This window comes from Paracoccus tibetensis (assembly GCF_900102505.1).
GTDB classification, from domain to species: Bacteria; Pseudomonadota; Alphaproteobacteria; order Rhodobacterales; family Rhodobacteraceae; genus Paracoccus; species Paracoccus tibetensis.
On sequence record NZ_FMVT01000004.1, the window covers coordinates 131,329 to 148,411 of the forward strand.

A 17,083-nucleotide genomic window follows, 5' to 3' on the forward strand; every position below is an offset into this window, starting at 1 on the left:
ATTTTGGGCAGCGCGGGCCGGCGCTTATTTTACCATTTGATAAAATTTCGGACCTGTGAGAGCCTGATTCTACCAACAGGGAAAAGCCAGGAGACGCAAATGTCCCAAGCCAGACTGTCGCCCGGCGTCGTGCCGGGGCGGCTGACGCCCGATGCGCTGGCCGCGAACTTCACCGATGTCGCGCCGCCCTTGGACCGGCACGAGGCGCAGGTGGCCGCCGACCGCTGCTATTTCTGCCATGACGCGCCCTGCATCACGGCCTGCCCCACCGGCATCGACATCCCGCTCTTCATCCGCCAGATCGGCACCGGTACGCCCGACGCGGCCGCGATGACGATCCTCGGCGCGAACATCTTCGGCGGCATGTGCGCTCGCGTCTGTCCGACCGAGAACCTCTGCGAGGGCGCCTGCGTCCGCGAGGCCGCCGAGGGCCGACCGGTCGAGATCGGCGCCCTGCAGCGCTACGCCACCGACCACCTGATGGCGAAGGGCGCCCATCCCTTCACGCGCGCGGCGCCCACCGGGCATCGCGTGGCGGTCGTCGGCGCGGGTCCGGCGGGCCTGGCCTGCGCGCACCGGCTGGCGATGAAGGGGATCGACGTCACCGTCTTCGAGGCGAGGCCGAAGCCGGGCGGGCTGAACGAATACGGCATCGCCAGCTACAAGGCGGTGGACGGCTTCGCGCAGGCCGAGGTCGAGTGGCTCCTGAAGATCGGCGGGATCGAGCTGCGGCACGGTCATCGCCTCGGCGCCGAGATCACGCTGGAGGAGCTGCGGGCGGATTATGACGCGGTCTTCCTGGGCATGGGCCTCTCCGGCGTCAACGCGCTCGGCGCGCCGGGCGAGGAGCGGATGCATGTGCTGGACGCGGTCGACTTCATCCGCGACCTTCGGCAGGCGAGCGATCTGACCGCCCTGCCCGTCGGCCGCGACGTGGTGGTGATCGGCGGCGGCATGACGGCGGTGGACGCGGCGGTGCAGGCCCGGCTTCTGGGCGCCGAGAACGTGACCATCCTCTACCGCCGCGGGCAGGAACGCATGGCCGCCAGCCGGCACGAGCAGGAGCACGCGACCGCCTCGGGCGTCCGGATCATCTGCAACGCCGTGCCGGTGGCGCTGCATGGCAACGGCACCGTCGCGCAGATCGAATGCGCCTATACCGACGACAGCAGCGGCGCGCTGGTGGTGACCGATCAGCGCTTCCGCCTGCCCGCCGACCAGGTCTTCCGCGCCATCGGTCAGCGCCTTGACGGCACGCCGGACGAGCTGCGCCTGACCGGCGGCAAGATCGACGTGGACGCGGTGGGACGCAGCTCGATTCCCGGTGTCTGGGCCGGCGGCGATTGCGCTCTGGGGGGCGATGACCTTACCGTGACCGCCGTGGCGGAAGGCCGGGACGCGGCCGAGGACATCGTGGAGTATCTGGGTGCAAGAACATGACGACGGGCTGCTGGTCGGGATCAGCGCCCCCTTTTTCCGGCATGACGGGCAGCTTCATGTCGAGCGGCAGACCATCCTCGGCCTTGCCGCCTGGCGCGCGAATTTCGGCCGCGTGACCGCCTTCTCGATCTGCCACGACGCGCCCGCGCCGCAAGGCTGGGAGCCGTGGCCAGAGGGCGGACCCGCAGACGGCATCGCGCTGGTGCCCCTGCCCGACACCTACCGGCCGCGCATCCTGCTGCGCCAGCGCCGCAGCGTCGCGCGCCAGCTGCTGCAGCTGATGCGGACCCACCGCTACCGGACCTTCGCCTATGGCGGCTGGCTGGGCGATCCGGGCGAGATCGCGGCCTCGACCGCGCGGGCGAACGGGCTCAGCCACGGGGTCTGGTTTGACCGGGTGGAGTCGCAGGTGGCCGTGGCCGAGGCGGGCGGACCCGAGAAGCTGGGCCTGAAGGCCAGGCTGCGCCGCGCCATCTTCGTCTTCCACGAGAACCGGGCCGTGCGCCACGCGCAGCTCAGCCTGCTGCACGGCGCCAGCGTCTTCCGCCACTTCCAGCCCATCGCGAAGAACCCGCATCAGGTCGAGGACATCCACTTCACCGACGCCGACTTCATCGACGAAGCGGCGCTGGCCGAGAAGCAGGCCGCCGTGGCGACCGGCCCGCTGCAGATCCTCTATTGCGGCCGGGCGGCCCCGATGAAGGGACCGGAGGACTGGATCGCGGCGCTGATCCAGCTGAAGCGGCGCGGCATCGCGTTCCACGCGCGCTGGCTTGGCGACGGCGAGATGCTGGCGCAGATGAAGGCCGCCGCGCAGGAGGGCGGGCTCGACGAAACGGACCTGACCTTCGATGGCTTCGTCGCGGACCCGCAGCGCGTCCGCGACGCCTATCGCGCGGCGCATCTGCTGCTCTTCTGCCACAAGTCGGACGAGTCGCCCCGCAACCTGATCGAGAGCCTCCATTCCGGCACGCCGCTTATCGGCTACCGCGACCCCTATTCCGCCGAGCTGGTGGCCGAGAAGGATGCCGGCATCCTGGTCCCGCGGGGCGATGTCGGCGCCCTTGCCCAGGCCGTGGCGGCGCTGGACGCGGACCGGGACCGACTGTCGCAGCTTGTCGGCCGGGCGGGCCGGTCGGCGCGCCACTTGACGCGGGACGCCGTCTTCCGCCACCGCAGCACCATTATTCGACATCAACTGGACCAGCAACGCGAACCGCGCAGCTAGAGAGGGTGACATGGCAGATCTTCGCAGCAACTTCATCGGCATCAAGTCTCCGAACCCGTTCTGGCTGGCCTCGGCCCCGCCAACGGACAAGGAATACAACGTCCGCCGCGCCTACGAGGCGGGCTGGGGCGGGGTCGTCTGGAAGACCCTCGGCTCCGAGGGTCCGCCGGTCGTGAACGTCAACGGCCCGCGCTACGGCGTGATCCACGGCGCCGACCGCCGCGTCCTCGGCATCAACAACATCGAGCTGATCACCGACCGCCCGCTGGAGGTGAACCTGCGCGAGATCAAGTCGGTCAAGCGCGACTACCCGGACCGGGCGCTGATCATCAGCCTGATGGTCCCCTGCGACGAGGAGAGCTGGAAGGCGATTCTGCACCGCATCGAGGACACGGGCGCCGACGGGGTCGAGCTGAACTTCGGCTGCCCCCACGGCATGGCCGAGCGCGGCATGGGCTCGGCCGTGGGCCAGGTGCCGGAATATATCGAGATGGTGACGCGGTGGGTGAAGAAGCACTCGCGCATGCCCTGCATCGTGAAGCTGACGCCGAACATCACCGATGTCAGGAAGCCCGCCGAAGCCGCCAAGCGCGGCGGGGCGGACGCGGTGAGCCTGATCAACACGATCAACTCGATCACCTCGGTCGACCTCGACCTCTTCGCGCCCCAGCCCACCATCGACGGCAAGGGCAGCCATGGCGGCTATTGCGGCCCGGCGGTCAAGCCAATCGCGCTGAACATGGTGGCCGAAATCGCCCGGTCCGCCGAGACCCGGGGCATCCCGATCAGCGGCATCGGCGGCGTCACCACCTGGCGCGACGCGGCCGAGTTCATGGCGCTTGGCGCCGGCAACGTGCAGGTCTGCACGGCGGCGATGACCTACGGCTTCAAGATCGTGCAGGAGATGATCTCGGGCCTGGCGGACTATCTCGACAGCCACCAGATGCAGCTGGACGACCTGATCGGCCGCGCGGTGCCCAACGTCACCGACTGGCAGCACCTGAACCTGAACTACATCACCAAGGCGGTGATCGACCAGGATCTCTGCATCAGCTGCGGGCGCTGCTATGCGGCCTGCGAGGACACTTCGCACCAGGCCATCGCGATGAACCCCGGCCGAGTCTTCGAGGTGATCGAGGAGGAATGCGTCGCCTGCAATCTCTGCCTCGACGTCTGCCCGGTCGAGAACTGCATCACCATGCGCGAGCTGGAGATCGGCGAGATCGACAAGCGCACCGGCGAGCCGCGTCGGGAATATGCGAACTGGACGAGCCATCCGAACAACCCGATGGCGGCGCAGGCGGCGGAGTAGGCTCTTGCGTCCCGCGATGGCCGGGGGGCTTCGCGCCCCCCGGACCCCCCGCGGGGTATTTCCGCAACGGAGAATGTAAAGCGATCGCTCTGCGCTTCTCCGTTGTTCAAATACCCATTCGGCCTCAGAGCCCGTATATGCTGCCGAACTTGTGCTCGAGATAGTTGAGGAGCGGCGCTTCGCTGACCGGGGCGCGGGTGGCGGTCTCGATCAGTTCGGTTGGCGCCAGCAGCCCGCCGTGGCGCTGCACATTCTCGCGCAGCCATTCCACGGCCGGCCCGGCATCGCCGCGGGCAAGCGCCGCGTCCAGGTCGGGCACGGCGGCGCGCAGCGCCCGGTCGAGGCAGCCGGCATAGACATTGCCGAGCGCATAGGTCGGGAAGTAGCCGAAGAGGCCGACGGACCAGTGGACATCCTGCAGGACGCCATTGGCGGGGCGGTCCACCGCGACGCCGAAATCGGCGTGGAAGCGGGCGTTCCAGGCCTCGGGCAGGTCCTTGACGTCGAGGCGCCCGGCGATCAGGTCCCGCTCGATGTCGAAGCGCATCATGATGTGCAGGTTGTATTGCACCTCGTCCGCCTCGGTGCGGATGAAGCCGGGGGTGACGCGGTTGACGGTGGCGTAGAAGGCGTCCGGGTCGGTGATGTTCAGCCCGTCGAAGGCATCCGACATGCGCTGGAACAGCCAGCCGGCGAAGGCGCGGCCGCGGCCCATCTGGTTCTCGTAGATGCGGCTCTGGCTTTCATGGACGCCCATCGACACGCCCCGGCCGAGGGGGGTGAAGGCGTAGTCCGGATCGATCCCCAGCTCGTAGGAGGAATGGCCGACCTCGTGGATGGTCGAGTAGAGGCAGTTGAACGGGTCGGTCTCGACCACCCGCGTGGTGATGCGGCTGTCCTGCCAGCGGCCCGAGCTGAACGGGTGGACCGCAATGTCCATGCGCCCGCGGCTCCAGTCATAGCCGAAGGCGGTCGCGACGGTGCGGGTGAGGCGCAGCTGGGTTTCCTGCGGGAAGTGCCCGCTGAGCGGCTGCGGCTGGCGCTCAGTGCCGAGCACCGCATCGCGAAGCGCAACGAGGCGCGGGCGCATCCGGTCGAAGAGCTGCGCGATCCGGGCGCCGGTCATGCCGGGCTCGTAATCGTCCAGCAGCGCGTCATAGAGATCGCCGCCATCCGCCAGCGCCGCGGCCTCTTCGCGCTTCAGCATCAGGATCTGGTCGAGGACGGGCAGATAGGCCTCGGGCGCATCGGCCGCGCGGGCCTCGGCCCAGATGCCCTGCGCCAGCGATGTCTGGCGGGCCAGTTCCTCGGCCAGGCGCGCGGGGATGCGGCTGGCGCGGGTGAAGTCGCGCTGGATCAGCGCCGCGATACGGGTCTCGGCCTCGGTCCGCGGGCTTGCCGCGTCGAGCCACTCGCCAATGCGCGGATCGGTGCGGCGCTCGTGAAGCACGGCCTCCATCGCCGCCATCTCCTCGGAGCGCTGCTCGGTTGCGCCGCGGGGCATCACGGTTTCCTGGTCCCAGCCAAGGCGTTCGGCCACGGAGGACAGCGCCTCGGTCTGGCGCTGGAAGGCGAGAAGGTCGTCGAAGGCGTTCATCGCTTGGCTCCGCGGATCGAGGTTTCAACCGGGTAGCGCGCATGGTGGCGGGCGCGCAGGATCATGGTGATCAGCACGACGGCGCCGAACTGGTGGGTCAGCGCCAGGTGCAGGGGCGAGGCGTGGATGACGTTGAGGATGCCGAGGCCGATCTGCGCCGCCATCGCGACGATCATCACGGTGAAGGCGCCGCGGGTGACCGGGTGGGGCGAGCGGCGGGCGCGCAGGAAGACCACCACGGCGAAGATCGCCAGCAAGTAGCCGGTCATGCGGTGGATGAACTGCACCAGCGCCGGGTTCTCGAAGAAGTTGCGCCAGCCGAGCGTCGCGTCCCAGATGGTGGACGGAATCCACTCGCCGCCCATCGTCGGCCAGCCGGTATACATGCGGCCCGCGTCGATGCCGGCGACCAGCGCGCCGAGGATGATCTGGACGAAGGTCAGGTGCAGAAGGCCGGTGGACATGCCGAAGAGCTTGGCCTCTCCGGCGCGGCGGGCGCGCAGCAGCTCGGCCTCCGAGCGCGAGAGCTGCAGGACGTACCAGGCGATCAGCGACAGGATCAGGAAAGCGATGCCGAGATGGGTGGCGAGCCGGTACGAGGCGACGCGGGTCATCCCCTCGCCAAGGCCGGAGCTGACCATCCACCAGCCGATCGCGCCCTGCAGCCCGCCGAGCGCGCCGAGGCCCAGAAGGCGCGGCGTCCAGCCGGCCGGGATGCGGCTGGTGGCCCAAAAGAAGACGAAGCCGACGGCCCAGACCAGCCCGACGACGCGACCCAGCAGGCGGTGGCCCCATTCCCACCAGTAGATGAACTGGAACTCGCTGAGCGACATGCCCGCGTTGACTTCCTGGTATTGCGGGATCTGGCGGTAGAGGTCGAACTCGCGCTGCCAGTCGGCCGCGTTCATCGGCGGGATCGCCCCGGTGACCGGGCGCCATTCGGTGATCGAGAGGCCCGAGCCGGTCAGCCGCGTCGCCCCGCCCACCACGATCATCGCCAGGACCAGCAGGAACAGCACCGCGAGCCAGGCGCGGATCGCGCGCCGGGCGCCCTTGGGGCGGGCGTCGATCATGCCGGTGGTCTGGACGGGACGGGCGGCTGCGGGGTCCGAGACTTCCTGGAAGACAGGGCGCTTGGCCATGCGTGGCTCCTTTCGGGCGGAGGGTAGGTGTCGCCTAGCGGCGGGTCAACTGGCGCAGGATGCCGTGCAGCACGCGCACGTCGCCGCGGGTCAGCGGCAGGCGCGACCACATGTTGCGCAGGTTCAGCCGCATCGAGGCCGCCTTGGTGTCGGGAAAGAAGAAGCCCGCCTCGGTCAGCCTCTCGTCGTAGTGATCCCCGAGCCGCTCGATCTCAACGCGGTCGGCCAGCTCCTCGCTGTCGGCGCGTCGGGCATGGGGGGCGGGCTCGGGCGGCAGGGTGTCACGGCCCAGCTCGTAGCCCATCAGCAGCACCGCCTGCGCGAGGTTCAGCGAGGGGAACTCGGGGTTCACCGGCACCGTCACGATGGCATTGGCGCGGGCGATGTCGTCGTTTTCCAGCCCCGTCCGCTCGGGGCCGAAGATGATCGCGCTGCGGCCGGCCCTTGCGCGCGTCTCGGCCATTGCGGCCTCGGGGGTCAGGACGGGCTTGGTCAGCTCGCGGCCCCGCGCCGTCGTGGCATAGGCATATTCGATGCCCTTCATCGCCTCGGCCAGCGTCGGGTAGACCTTGGCGTGATCCAGCACCCGGCCCGCCGCGCCGGAGGCCATGGCGACCGCCTTGGGGTTCGGCCAGCCGTCGCGTGGGGCGACCAGCCGCATCTCGGTCAGCCCGAAATTCAGCATGGCGCGGGCGGCGGCGCCGATATTCTCGCCCATCTGGGGCGCGACGAGGATGACGGCGGGAGCGTTCGGCAGGATGGGGCGTTCGGTCTGCATGGGCAGGCAGATAGTCCGTCTGGCGGCGGCCCACAAGCTGCGCTATCTGCGACAGAAAGGAGTTCCCGATGACCGACGCACCCCAGCTTTACCTGATGACCCCGGCGGGCGCGCAGGCCTCGGCCCTCGGGCCGCTGCTGACCGAGGTGATGGACCGCTTCCCTCCTGCCTGCCTGCGCATCCGCGCCGGCGCCGAGGAGGACGAGCTGGGCCGGCTTGCGGACCTGGCGCGCGAGATCGCCCATGCCCGCGACGTGGCGGTGGTGATCGACGACCATATCAAGCTGGCGCAGCGGCACGGGCTCGACGGGGTGCACCTGACCGACGGCGCGCGCAGCGTGCGCTATGCGCGCAAGGAGCTGGGCGATGACGCCATCGTCGGGGCCTTCTGCGGCAGTTCGCGGCACGAGGGGATGACGGCGGGCGAGAACGGCGCCGATTACGTCAGCTTCGGCCCCGTCGGGGATTCGGCGCTGTACCGGGGCGAGCCGGCCGCGCTGGAGCTGTTCCAGTGGTGGTCCGAGATGATCGAGGTGCCGGTCGTGGCCGAGGGCGCCATCACGCGCGAGCTGATCAACAGCCTGTCGCCGCTGAGCGACTTCATCGCCATCGGCCCCGAGATCTGGGGCGAGGAAGACCCGCTGGACGCGCTCGGCCTGCTCTGGAACTAGAGGATCACCGGCGTCCGGTCGCCTGCCGCGAAACGGCGCAGGACGGCCGGATAGAGCCGATGCTCCTGCACCAGCACCCGCGCGGCCAGCGTGGCGGCGTCGTCGCCTGGCAGGATCGGCACCCGCGCCTGGCCCAGCATGGGGCCGGCATCCAGCTCGGGCGTGACCTCGTGGACGGTGCAGCCGGCCTCGGCATCACCGGCGGCGATGGCGCGGGCGTGTGTGTTCAGGCCGGGGTATTTCGGGAGCAGAGACGGGTGGATGTTCAGCATCCGCCCGGCGAAGCGCTGGACGAAGTCCGGCGTCAGGATGCGCATGAAGCCCGCGAGGCAGAGGATGTCCGGCTCGGCCTCCAGCAGCGGGCGCAGCAGCGCGGCCTCGAAGCCCGCGCGGTCCTTCGGGAAGTTCCGGTGATCGACGGCGGCCGTCGGGATGCCGGCCTCGGTCGCGCGATTCAGGCCCCCGGCGGCCGGGTTGTTCGAGGCGACCAGCACCGGGCGCGCCGGGTGATCGCCCGCCATGTCCTCGATTAGCCGGACCATGTTGGACCCGCCGCCCGAGATCAGGATGGCGACGCGTTTCACGCAAGCGCGCCGGAATAGCGGATGCCCGCGCCCGGGGTCACAGCGCCGAGGCGGTGGACCGTCTCGCCCTGCCCCGCCAGCAGCTCGGCCAGCGCGTCCGCGCGGTCGGCGGCCACGACCAGCACCATGCCGATGCCGCTGTTGAAGGTCTTGAGCATCTCGGCCTGATCGATACCGCCCGCCTCGGCCAGCCAGCGGAACACCGGCGGCAGGGTCCATGCGCCCAGGTCGATGTCGGCGCCCATATCCTTCGGCAGCACGCGCGGCAGGTTCTCGGTCAGCCCGCCGCCGGTGATGTGCGCGAGCGCATGAACGCCCCCCGCTCGGATCGCCGCCAGAGCCGGCCTGACGTAGAGCCGCGTCGGGACCAGCAGCGCGGCGCCAAGCGCGCCCTCCGCAAAGGGCGCTGCGTCGGACCAGCCGAGGCCGGCCCGCTCGGCCACCTTGCGGACCAGCGAGTAGCCGTTGGAATGCACCCCGTCCGAGCCGAGGCCCAGCAGCACGTCCCCCTCGGCCACGTTCGCCGGCATCGCCGTGCCGCGCTGCATCGCGCCGACGGCGAAGCCCGCGAGGTCGAAGTCGCCGTCGTGATACATGCCCGGCATCTCGGCAGTCTCGCCGCCGATCAGGGCGCAGCCGGCGGCCTTGCAGCCCCGCGCGATGCCTTCCACCACCCGCGCGCCCTCGTCGACCGACAGCTTGCCGGTAGCGAAATAGTCGAGAAAGAACAGCGGCTCGGCCCCCTGGCAGACCAGGTCGTTGACGCACATGGCGACGAGGTCCTGCCCGATCCCGTCCAGGTGGCCGGTGTCGATGGCGATCCGCAGCTTCGTGCCCACCCCGTCCGTGGCCGCGACCAGAACCGGATCGTCATAGCCCGCGGCCTTCAGGTCGAACAGCGCGCCGAAGCCGCCGAGCGCGTCCATGACGCCGGGCCGCGCGGTGGCGGCGGCGGCGGGCTTGATCCGCTCGACCAGCGCATTGCCCGCGTCGATGTCGACGCCCGCGTCGCGATAGCTGATCCCGTTCTTCGTCATGGCGGCCCCCGGCTGATGTCGCGCCTCCGATAGCCGAAGCCTGCCGCCGGGGCAACGCCCGAGGCGCCGACTTTGGGATGCCCGCCGAGACGCTTGACCGCCCCGCCCGCACGGATTAACCGGGATGCGCTGCGGGGGCCTGTAGCTCAATTGGTTAGAGCAGGGCGCTCATAACGCCTTGGTTGCGGGTTCAAGTCCTGCCGGGCCTACCAGGCGGCGCCTGCCAGACGTCCCCCCTGCCCCGCACGAAATGCCCCGCGCGCCATGCACCGCCCGCCATGCACCGCCCGCCATGCACTGCGATGCGTCAGAAGAAGATGTCGGCAAGATCGTCCTCGGCCGCGCCGGTCTCGGCCTCTGGATGGCTCTCCGGGATCACGCCGGGGAAGATGCGGGCGAGGATGTCCCGCTCCTCGCGCATCGTGTAGTCGGCCGCGAGCCGCGTCGCCAGCGCCGAGAGGTCGGCCTCGGAGGGCGCTGCCGCGGCGAAGGTGCCGAGCGCGTCGATCAGCGCGTTGATCAGCGTGCGGCCCTCGACATGGCCCTGCATCAGCCCCTTGGCGCGGGCGACGCGGGCTGGCACGTCGGCCGCCGCCCCCTGGGCCCCGGCCAGCTGGGCGAGGCACTCGGCCTCGGCCGCGCCGACAGCGGCGACGACGGCGCCGATTACGCCGCGGATGGCCGCCGCGCTGCCCGTCTCGACCGGCAGAAGGACGGACTGCAACGCGTCCGCCGCCGCCGCTGTGCGGGCGACGCCCATCCGGATCAGGTCGCCGCCCGCCTGGGCGCTTGCGGCGCTGTCGCGGATCTCGTGCGCGATGTAACCGATCGTGCGGTCGCCGCTGTCGCGGTCGGCGGCATGAATCGCGGCGTTGAAGCCGGCCAGGCGCAGCGAGAACTCGATCTCGTCGAGGCTCGAGGTCATGGCGGCGAACTGCTCGGCCGCGCGCACGCAATCTGCGAGGCTGTCGCAGATCTGGGCGCGGTGACGCTCGCGCATGAGGAACCGCTCTTCCAGTTGCTGCGCCTGCTGCACAAGGCCGATGGCGCCGTCCTCGGCCCGGTCCCGCTCGTCGCGCAGCATGGCGGCGACGAGGCCCGCCCCGCTGCGCGACTGCGACAGGATGCCGTCGAGACTGCCACCGATCATCGACATCCGGTCCTGATAAAGCTGCGCGAGATCCAGAAGCTGCGCGCGCTCGAGCCGCGCGATCGCGGCGATCCAGGCCCGCCGCGTCGGCGCGTCGGCCGGCAGGTCCGGGCCCGCGGTCGCGCCAGAGAGCAGCGCGGACATCAGGCCCAGATGCGCGACCACATGCTCCAGCCGCTGCCGGGCGATGTCGTGAAACTGGAGGACGGCGACGACCTCGCCCACGGCCCGCGCGGCCTCGGCAAAGGCCAGATGCGCGCCGGCCCGGCCTTCGTCCGCCGCGCCACGACGTGCGGCGAGGCCGCGCGACAGGGCGGCGACGACCTCTTGCAGCGGCGCCTGGCGGGCCTCCTCGTGCTGGCGCTCGCGCAGCAGGCCAGCCGCCGCGCCAAGCGAGCGGTGCAGTTCGGCCAGCCGCTCGGACAGTGCGGCGGCCTGCCTGCGCCCGCCGCCCACGAGAGCCGAGACCTGGTCGAGGAACGGCGCCATCGGGCTGCCCCGGCCGGCGATCGAGCCGGTATGCGTCCGCGCCACCAGCGCGATGTAGTCCAGCAGCTTGAAGGCACGCTCCACCTGCTCGTTCCCGGCCGCCGCGTCCTCGCGCCCGGCCAGAACCTCGGCCAGCTGCCGCTCGATCGCCTGGCCGTTCCGGGCGAGCGTCGCGGCATGGCCGGCGGTGGTGCCGAGCCGTTCGTCGATCTGCTGGACCTCGGGGCCGGTCATCACGTCGATGGTGCGCGCCAGCGCAGCCTCGATCCGGCGCAGCATGGCGTGAAGGGCCGCCAGGTCCTCGCCGGCGGCGATATAGGCGCCTTCGCTGCGGGCGTTCCAGCCGGCCAGCGCGTCTGCCAGCGCCGAAAGCTGCGCCTCGGGATGCAGCGCCAGCGATCCGTCATCAAGTCGTCGTGCAAGGGCGGCCATGATCCTCAGCCTTTCGCGGGAGCGGTGGAATGTTCGGCGGCGGCGAAGCGCATGACCTCGGGCGCCATCCGGGCCAGGGGCAGCTCGGCCTCGACCGCGCCCATCCGCATCGCCTCCTTCGGCATGCCGTAGACGACACAGCTCGCCTCGTCCTGCCCGAGCGTGCGGGCGCCGGCCTCGCGCATCTCCAGAAGCCCGCGCGCGCCATCGTCGCCCATCCCGGTCAGGATGATGCCAAGCGCGTTCGGCCCCGCCGCCCGCGCCGTCGAGCGGAACAGCACGTCGACCGAAGGGCGGTGCCGCGAGACGAGCGGACCCTGCCGCACCTCGACGCGGTACTGCGCGCCACTGCGATGCAGCAGCATGTGGTGATCGCCCGGCGCGATCAGCGCAAGGCCGGGGATCAGCCGGTCGCCCGTCTCGGCCTCGCGCACCTCGATCCGGCAGAGATCGTGCAGGCGGCGCGCGAAGGCGGCGGTGAAGCCCGCGGGCATGTGCTGGACGATGGCGAGGCCCGGCGCATCGGCGGGCAGCGCCTCGAGCAGAAGGCGCAGCGCCTCGGTCCCGCCGGTCGAGGCACCGATGGCGACCAGCCGGTCGGTCGTCTGCAGCGCCGTGCGCCGGCCGGGCGGGGGCAGGACGGCGTCGGCGGTCAGCTTGCGGCTCGTCTCGATCCGGCTGCGCGGTCGCAGTCGCGCCGCGGCGGCGGCCCGGACGGCGTCGCAGATCCGCGTCCGCGCCTCGAGCAGGAACTGCGTCGTGCCGAGCCTCGGCTTGGTGATGATCTCGACCGCCCCCGCCTCTAGCGCGGCCAGCGCGGCGGGCGAGCCGGCATTGGCGAGGGACGAGCAGATCACCACCGGCAGCGGGCGCTGCTGCATGAGCTTTTGCACAAAGGTGATCCCGTCCATGCGCGGCATCTCGATGTCGCAGATGATGACGTCGGGCAACTCGGCCCGCATCCGCTCGGCCGCGAAATAGGGGTCCGAGGCGGTGCCCATCACCGTCATGCCCGGCTCGACGGCGATGATGTCGCCAAGCGCGGCCCGCACGCTGGCGGAATCGTCGACGATCAGGACCTTGATGTCGGCCATGGCTCAGTCCTCCAGCCGTTCGTGGATGTTGTTGTGCAGCAGCCGCAGCGGAGCCTGCCGCTCGCGGCTCATGTCGGAATGGCCCAGCACCAGCAGGCCGCTCGGCCGCAGATGCGCGCAAAGCTTACGGACGATCCGCGCCTGCGTCTCGGCGTCGAAGTAGATCAGCACGTTGCGGCAGAAGATGACGTCCATCATCCGCCCGGGCAGGTAGCGCGCGTCCATTAGGTTTACTTGGCCGAAGCGCAGGTTCCGGCGCAGGCCTGGCGCCACGCGCAACTGGCCGGCCCCCGCGCCGTCGCGCAGCAGGTAGCGCGCGGCCAGCTCGGCCGGAACGCGGCCGGCGGCCTCGGCGGCATAGTTGCCGCGGCGCGCGCGCCTGAGCGCGCTGATCGAGATGTCCGTGGCCAGCACCGACCAGCTCCACCCGCCCCCCTCGGCCGCGCTTGCGGCGGCGGCGAGCATGGCCAGCGACCAGGCTTCTTCGCCGGTCGAGCAGGCGGCGGACCACATCGCCAGGTGGCCCGGTGTCCCGCCCTCTGCCAGCTCCTGCAGGCGGGCCGGCGTCAGGTACGCGAAATGCGGCGGCTCGCGGAAGAACGAGGTCTCGTTCGTCACCACGCTGTCCACGAAGGCCTGCAGCTCGTCCTTCGGCGGGTTCGGCCCGGTCAGCAGGTCGGCGTAGGTCTCGAAGTCGGACAGCCCTGCCGCGCGCAGCCTGCGCCCGAGCCGCGTCTGCAGCATCAGCCGCTTGGAGGGGGCCAGCGAGATGCCGCAGCTCTGCCGCACCAGCGCCGCCAGGCGGCGGAAGGTCGCCTCGCGCAGCGGCACGGTGGCCGCGAGGACGCCGGCCGCGGCGGCAGCCGCGTCGGGCTGGCGGCGGACGGGGTGGATCAGGGTCATGGCGGCGTCCTTGAAGCGGGAAAGGGTGCAGGCGGCTAAGGGTCAGGCGGCCGGCTGGCCGAATGGGGCGCGGCCGAAGATCGCGCTGACGTCGAGCAGCGTCATGAACTCGCCCATCCGCCGGCCGATGCCGTGGATGAAGCTGTCATCCCACCGCTCGCCGAGGCTGGGCGGCCGGTCGAGTGCGGCGGGATCGTGCTCGACCACCTCCAGCACCGCGTCGGCGATGATCGCGATGACCGTAGGGGCGCCTTCGGCCTCGATCTCCAGCACCACGATGCGCCGGTCGCGGCTGCCGGCTGCGTCGTCGCCCGCGATGCGCAGCCGCTGCTTCAGGTCGATCACCGGCACCCCTTCGTGGCGCACGTCGATGATGCCCAGAAGGCTGGCCGGCGCGTTCGCCACGGGCGTGATCGGCGCCACGTCCAGCACCTCGCGCACATGGCGGACAGGGATGCCGAAGACGCCGCGGCCGAGCCGCAGGGTCAGGATCTGCGCGGCCTCCTCCTGCCCGTCGCCGACGGGCAGGAGATCATCCGCGATGCGGGACGGGGCGATCATGCGCTGAGCCTTTCGAAGCCCCCCTCGTCGCCCGCGGCGCCGAGGTCCAGGTCGAACCCGCCCTCGGCCGCGGGGCCGGACTGCGCCGGCCGGACCTTGGCCGCAGCGCGCTTCACGGGCGCGGCAGCGGGCTTTCTGGACGCGCGGCCGGCCATCTCGGTCTGCATCTGCCGGTCCAGCTCGTCCTCGCTTCTGGCCGCGGCGGGGGTGGTGGCAGCCGCCGCGTCACGCGACAGCACGAAGAAGCCCGCGCGCTCGTTCAGCATGGCGGCCTGCGCCGAGAGCTGCTCGGCTGTGGCCGACATCTCGTTGGCGGCGGCGGCGTTCTGCTGGGTCACCTCGTCCAGCTGCTGGATCGCCTGGTTGATCTGCTCGGCGCCCGCGTTCTGCTCGCGGCAGGCGGCCGAGATCTCGCCGACCAGTTCCGCCGTGCGCTGGATGTCCGGCACGAGGTCCTGCAGCATCCGGCCCGCCTCTTCCGAGATGCCGAGGGTCGAGGCGGACAGCTCGCCGATCTCGGTCGAGGCGAGCTGCGAGCGTTCGGCCAGCTTGCGCACCTCGGATGCGACGACGGCGAAGCCCTTGCCGTGCTGGCCGGCCCGCGCGGCCTCGATCGCGGCGTTCAGGGCCAGAAGGTCGGTCTGGCGCGCGATCTCCTGCACGATCTGGATCTTGTCGGCGATGGTCCGCATCGCGTCGACCGAGTTCGCCACGGCCTTGCCGGTCTTCTCGGCGTTGAGGCTGGCCTGGCCCGCGATCTTCTCGGTCTGCGCCGCGTTCTCGGCGTTCTGGCGGATGTTGGCCGCCATCTGCTCCATCGCGGCCGAAGCCTCCTCGGTAGCGGCCGCCTGTTCGGTCGAGCCCTGGCTCAGCTGCTCGGCCGTGGCCGAGGATTGCTGCGAACCCGCCGCGACCTGGCCCGAGCTGGAGATGACGTCCCCGACGATGCGGCGCAGGTTCTCGGTCATCGCCTTCATCGCCCGCATCAGATCGCCGATCTCGTCCGCGCCCCGCGCGTCAAGCTCGGTCGTCAGATCGCCGCGCCCGATGGCCTCGGCCGCCTTGACCGAGCGGTTCAGCCCGCGCGAGATCGAGATCGCCATCCACAGCGCGGCGGCCGCGCCGATGGCAATTGCGGCCAGGACGATCGCAACGAGTTTGTTCCGCATCTGGACGTAGGAAGCCTCAGTCTCCGCGCTCTTCGCGGCGGCCGCGGCATCGCTGTCGTTCGAGATCTGCGCCAGCTGCCCGTCGAGCCGCTCAGAAACGGGGAGGAGCCCCTTCGACAGCATCTCGAGCGCCGCGTATTCGCGCAGCTCCAGCGCCGAGTCGAGCTGCGCGCGCAGCACGGCCAAGGCGGCGGTCCAGCTGGTGTTGAGGTCGGGCACAAGCGCCATGAAGTTCCGGCTGACCAGCGGGATGGCCTTCAGCTCGGCCAGCGCGGCCTCGACGGCGGCGACCTGCTGCTCGGCATGCTCGACCTGCGCGCGGGTATGCTCGGGCGAGGGACGCGCGGCGGCGTCGATGGTGCTGATGCGCGCCGTCATGGCGCTGGTCGACACCGTCTCGGCCAGGCTCAGCGCCCGGACGAGATCGCGCATCGGCGCCGCGGAATGCACCCCCTGCCCGCTGTCGGCCGACGGCTCGCCGAGGTTCCGAAGGCCCTCGCTCAGGCGGGCGGCGTCGGCGAGAAAGGCGGTGAAGACCTGCTCGGTCGCCTCCAGCACGGTGCCCGGCGCCTCGCTGTCGGCGGCGTTTGACAGCTCCAGCGCGCGGCGCGCGGTATCGGCGAACTCGGCCATGTCCGCGGTCAGCGACGCGTGCTGCTCGCGGCTGGCGTCGTCCACATGCGACAGAAGCTGCTCGCGATAGGCTTCCAGCTCGGCGATGCGCGTGTCGAAGGCCTCGACATACTTGGCGCGCTCGGCGAGGTCGTTCGTGATGTAGGCGCGGTTCACCAGCCGCCGGACATCGGTCAGGCTCTCGCGCATCGCGCGGCTGGTCTGCACCTGCGCGAAGGGGCCGGACACGAACTGGTGGAAATCCTCGTTCGCGTCTTGAAGGCTCTGCATCGCCATGTAGCCGCTTCCGGCCGTGAGCGTGAGAATGACCGCAAAGGAGGCGATCAGCTTCGTCTTGATCGTCAGTCGCATGGGTTGGGATCCTGTTCTGGGGAAAAAGGGGACTCGTTCACTGTGGGCGCGCGGCGTCGGCCGCGACGATTTCCGCGAGATCGAGGACGATCACGTAGCGGTCGCCCCGCTGAATGACGCCTTGCATCAGCGCGGCCGGCCAGCGGGTGCTGCCGGGGGGCGCGGGGCGCAGCGCGCCCTGCGCGATGTCGATCACCTCGTAGACGGCATCGGCACGCAGGCCGACGAGGAACGGATCGCCCGGCCGGTCCACATGCGTGACGATGAGGCGGGTCGTCTCGCGATCCTCGGCCGCGGCCATGCCGAAGCGGGTCCTGAGATCCAGCAGCGGCATCACGTTGCCGCGCACGTTGACCAGCCCGGGCACATGGGCCGGGGCGAAGGGCACGCGGGTCATCGGGGGCGGGTCCAGCACCTCGCGCACGGTGGCGACGGGTAGCGCGAAGATGTCCTCGTCGAGCGCGATGGTCAGGTAGTCCTGGCCGAGGGTGGTGGCGGTCGTGGTCTGCATG

At 70.8% G+C, this 17,083-nt stretch carries 15 protein-coding genes and 1 tRNA gene; 5 read left to right on the top strand and 11 right to left on the bottom strand.

Annotated features, from left to right (window positions below):
• The first annotated feature begins 99 nt into the window (after positions 1 to 99).
• From BLP73_RS06880 to preA, 3 genes are read left to right on the top strand one after another with little or no spacing between them, the layout of a single operon-like run.
• Positions 100 to 1,440 (top strand): NAD(P)-dependent oxidoreductase, encoded by a 1,341-nt coding sequence (locus BLP73_RS06880; protein ID WP_090741699.1) that lies wholly within the window; start codon positions 100 to 102, stop codon positions 1,438 to 1,440.
• Positions 1,427 to 2,668 carry a glycosyltransferase gene (locus BLP73_RS06885; protein ID WP_090741701.1) on the top strand — a complete coding sequence of 414 codons (1,242 nt, stop codon included), beginning with the start codon at positions 1,427 to 1,429 and terminating at the stop codon, positions 2,666 to 2,668. Before BLP73_RS06880 ends, BLP73_RS06885 begins: the two co-directional genes overlap by 14 nt.
• A gap of 10 nt (positions 2,669 to 2,678) precedes the next feature.
• Entirely contained in the window at positions 2,679 to 3,980 is a 1,302-nt protein-coding gene (gene preA, locus BLP73_RS06890) for an NAD-dependent dihydropyrimidine dehydrogenase subunit PreA (RefSeq protein WP_090741703.1), read from the top strand.
• A 124-nt stretch (positions 3,981 to 4,104) separates the two neighbouring features.
• Here the strand turns inward: preA and BLP73_RS06895 are convergent, their stop codons facing one another.
• The 3 genes from BLP73_RS06895 to BLP73_RS06905 are packed head-to-tail and all read right to left on the bottom strand — an operon-like array spanning position 4,105 to position 7,497.
• Positions 4,105 to 5,577, bottom strand: coding sequence for a carboxypeptidase M32 (locus tag BLP73_RS06895; protein WP_090741705.1), 1,473 nt, complete (start codon positions 5,575 to 5,577; stop codon positions 4,105 to 4,107).
• Complete coding sequence (gene ctaA / locus BLP73_RS06900; protein ID WP_090741707.1) at positions 5,574 to 6,719, bottom strand: heme A synthase; 1,146 nt, start codon at positions 6,717 to 6,719, stop codon at positions 5,574 to 5,576. Before ctaA ends, BLP73_RS06895 begins: the two co-directional genes overlap by 4 nt.
• Before the next feature lie 34 nt (positions 6,720 to 6,753).
• Complete coding sequence (locus BLP73_RS06905) at positions 6,754 to 7,497, bottom strand: RNA methyltransferase (RefSeq protein ID WP_090741709.1); 744 nt, start codon at positions 7,495 to 7,497, stop codon at positions 6,754 to 6,756.
• 68 nt (positions 7,498 to 7,565) lie between these two features.
• On the opposite strand from BLP73_RS06905, the gene BLP73_RS06910 reads away from it, so the two are divergent.
• Positions 7,566 to 8,168: a thiamine phosphate synthase gene (locus BLP73_RS06910; protein WP_090741711.1), complete on the top strand. Its 603-nt coding sequence runs from the start codon at positions 7,566 to 7,568 to the stop codon at positions 8,166 to 8,168.
• Here the strand turns inward: BLP73_RS06910 and purN are convergent.
• Both purN and purM read right to left on the bottom strand, forming a co-directional pair.
• Positions 8,165 to 8,752, bottom strand: coding sequence for a phosphoribosylglycinamide formyltransferase (purN, locus tag BLP73_RS06915; RefSeq protein WP_090741713.1), 588 nt, complete (start codon positions 8,750 to 8,752; stop codon positions 8,165 to 8,167). The two genes, BLP73_RS06910 and purN, sit on opposite strands and share 4 nt — an antisense overlap.
• Entirely contained in the window at positions 8,749 to 9,789 is a 1,041-nt protein-coding gene (gene purM / locus BLP73_RS06920; protein WP_090741715.1) for a phosphoribosylformylglycinamidine cyclo-ligase, read from the bottom strand. The genes purN and purM overlap by 4 nt, the downstream gene beginning before the upstream one ends.
• A gap of 135 nt (positions 9,790 to 9,924) precedes the next feature.
• Between purM and BLP73_RS06925 the strand changes: the two genes are divergently transcribed.
• A tRNA-Ile gene (locus BLP73_RS06925) sits at positions 9,925 to 10,001 on the top strand.
• Between the two features lie 95 nt (positions 10,002 to 10,096).
• Here BLP73_RS06925 and BLP73_RS06930 read toward each other — a convergent pair.
• Genes BLP73_RS06930 through BLP73_RS06955 form a run of 6 tightly spaced genes read right to left on the bottom strand, consistent with a single transcriptional unit; the run spans position 10,097 to position 17,082 of the window.
• Positions 10,097 to 11,860 carry a hypothetical protein gene (locus BLP73_RS06930; RefSeq protein ID WP_090741717.1) on the bottom strand — a complete coding sequence of 588 codons (1,764 nt, stop codon included), beginning with the start codon at positions 11,858 to 11,860 and terminating at the stop codon, positions 10,097 to 10,099.
• A 5-nt stretch (positions 11,861 to 11,865) separates the two neighbouring features.
• Positions 11,866 to 12,954, bottom strand: coding sequence for a protein-glutamate methylesterase/protein-glutamine glutaminase (locus BLP73_RS06935; RefSeq protein ID WP_090741719.1), 1,089 nt, complete (start codon positions 12,952 to 12,954; stop codon positions 11,866 to 11,868).
• Positions 12,955 to 12,957: 3 nt separating this feature from the next.
• Positions 12,958 to 13,857 (bottom strand): CheR family methyltransferase, encoded by a 900-nt coding sequence (locus BLP73_RS06940; RefSeq protein WP_090741721.1) that lies wholly within the window; start codon positions 13,855 to 13,857, stop codon positions 12,958 to 12,960.
• Positions 13,858 to 13,899: 42 nt separating this feature from the next.
• On the bottom strand, positions 13,900 to 14,418 hold the full coding sequence (locus tag BLP73_RS06945) for a chemotaxis protein CheW (protein ID WP_090741723.1): 519 nt from the start codon (positions 14,416 to 14,418) through the stop codon (positions 13,900 to 13,902).
• Positions 14,415 to 16,571 carry a HAMP domain-containing methyl-accepting chemotaxis protein gene (locus BLP73_RS06950; RefSeq protein ID WP_090741725.1) on the bottom strand — a complete coding sequence of 719 codons (2,157 nt, stop codon included), beginning with the start codon at positions 16,569 to 16,571 and terminating at the stop codon, positions 14,415 to 14,417. Before BLP73_RS06950 ends, BLP73_RS06945 begins: the two co-directional genes overlap by 4 nt.
• A 37-nt stretch (positions 16,572 to 16,608) precedes the next feature.
• Positions 16,609 to 17,082, bottom strand: a complete 474-nt coding sequence (locus BLP73_RS06955; protein ID WP_090741727.1) for a chemotaxis protein CheW — start codon at positions 17,080 to 17,082, stop codon at positions 16,609 to 16,611.
• Position 17,083 lies beyond the last annotated feature (1 nt).

Bases quoted from the DNA above. Each gene is read 5' to 3' on its own strand.
- BLP73_RS06880 (WP_090741699.1), top strand. From the start codon at position 100: ATGTCCCAAGCCAGACTGTCGCCCGGCGTCGTGCCGGGGCGGCTGACG.
- preA (WP_090741703.1), top strand. From the start codon at position 2,679: ATGGCAGATCTTCGCAGCAACTTCATCGGCATCAAGTCTCCGAACCCG.
- BLP73_RS06895 (WP_090741705.1), bottom strand. From the start codon at position 5,577: ATGAACGCCTTCGACGACCTTCTCGCCTTCCAGCGCCAGACCGAGGCG.
- ctaA (WP_090741707.1), bottom strand. From the start codon at position 6,719: ATGGCCAAGCGCCCTGTCTTCCAGGAAGTCTCGGACCCCGCAGCCGCC.
- BLP73_RS06905 (WP_090741709.1), bottom strand. From the start codon at position 7,497: ATGCAGACCGAACGCCCCATCCTGCCGAACGCTCCCGCCGTCATCCTC.
- BLP73_RS06910 (WP_090741711.1), top strand. From the start codon at position 7,566: ATGACCGACGCACCCCAGCTTTACCTGATGACCCCGGCGGGCGCGCAG.
- purM (WP_090741715.1), bottom strand. From the start codon at position 9,789: ATGACGAAGAACGGGATCAGCTATCGCGACGCGGGCGTCGACATCGAC.
- BLP73_RS06930 (WP_090741717.1), bottom strand. From the start codon at position 11,860: ATGGCCGCCCTTGCACGACGACTTGATGACGGATCGCTGGCGCTGCAT.
- BLP73_RS06935 (WP_090741719.1), bottom strand. From the start codon at position 12,954: ATGGCCGACATCAAGGTCCTGATCGTCGACGATTCCGCCAGCGTGCGG.
- BLP73_RS06940 (WP_090741721.1), bottom strand. From the start codon at position 13,857: ATGACCCTGATCCACCCCGTCCGCCGCCAGCCCGACGCGGCTGCCGCC.
- BLP73_RS06945 (WP_090741723.1), bottom strand. From the start codon at position 14,418: ATGATCGCCCCGTCCCGCATCGCGGATGATCTCCTGCCCGTCGGCGAC.
- BLP73_RS06950 (WP_090741725.1), bottom strand. From the start codon at position 16,571: ATGCGACTGACGATCAAGACGAAGCTGATCGCCTCCTTTGCGGTCATT.
- BLP73_RS06955 (WP_090741727.1), bottom strand. From the start codon at position 17,082: ATGCAGACCACGACCGCCACCACCCTCGGCCAGGACTACCTGACCATC.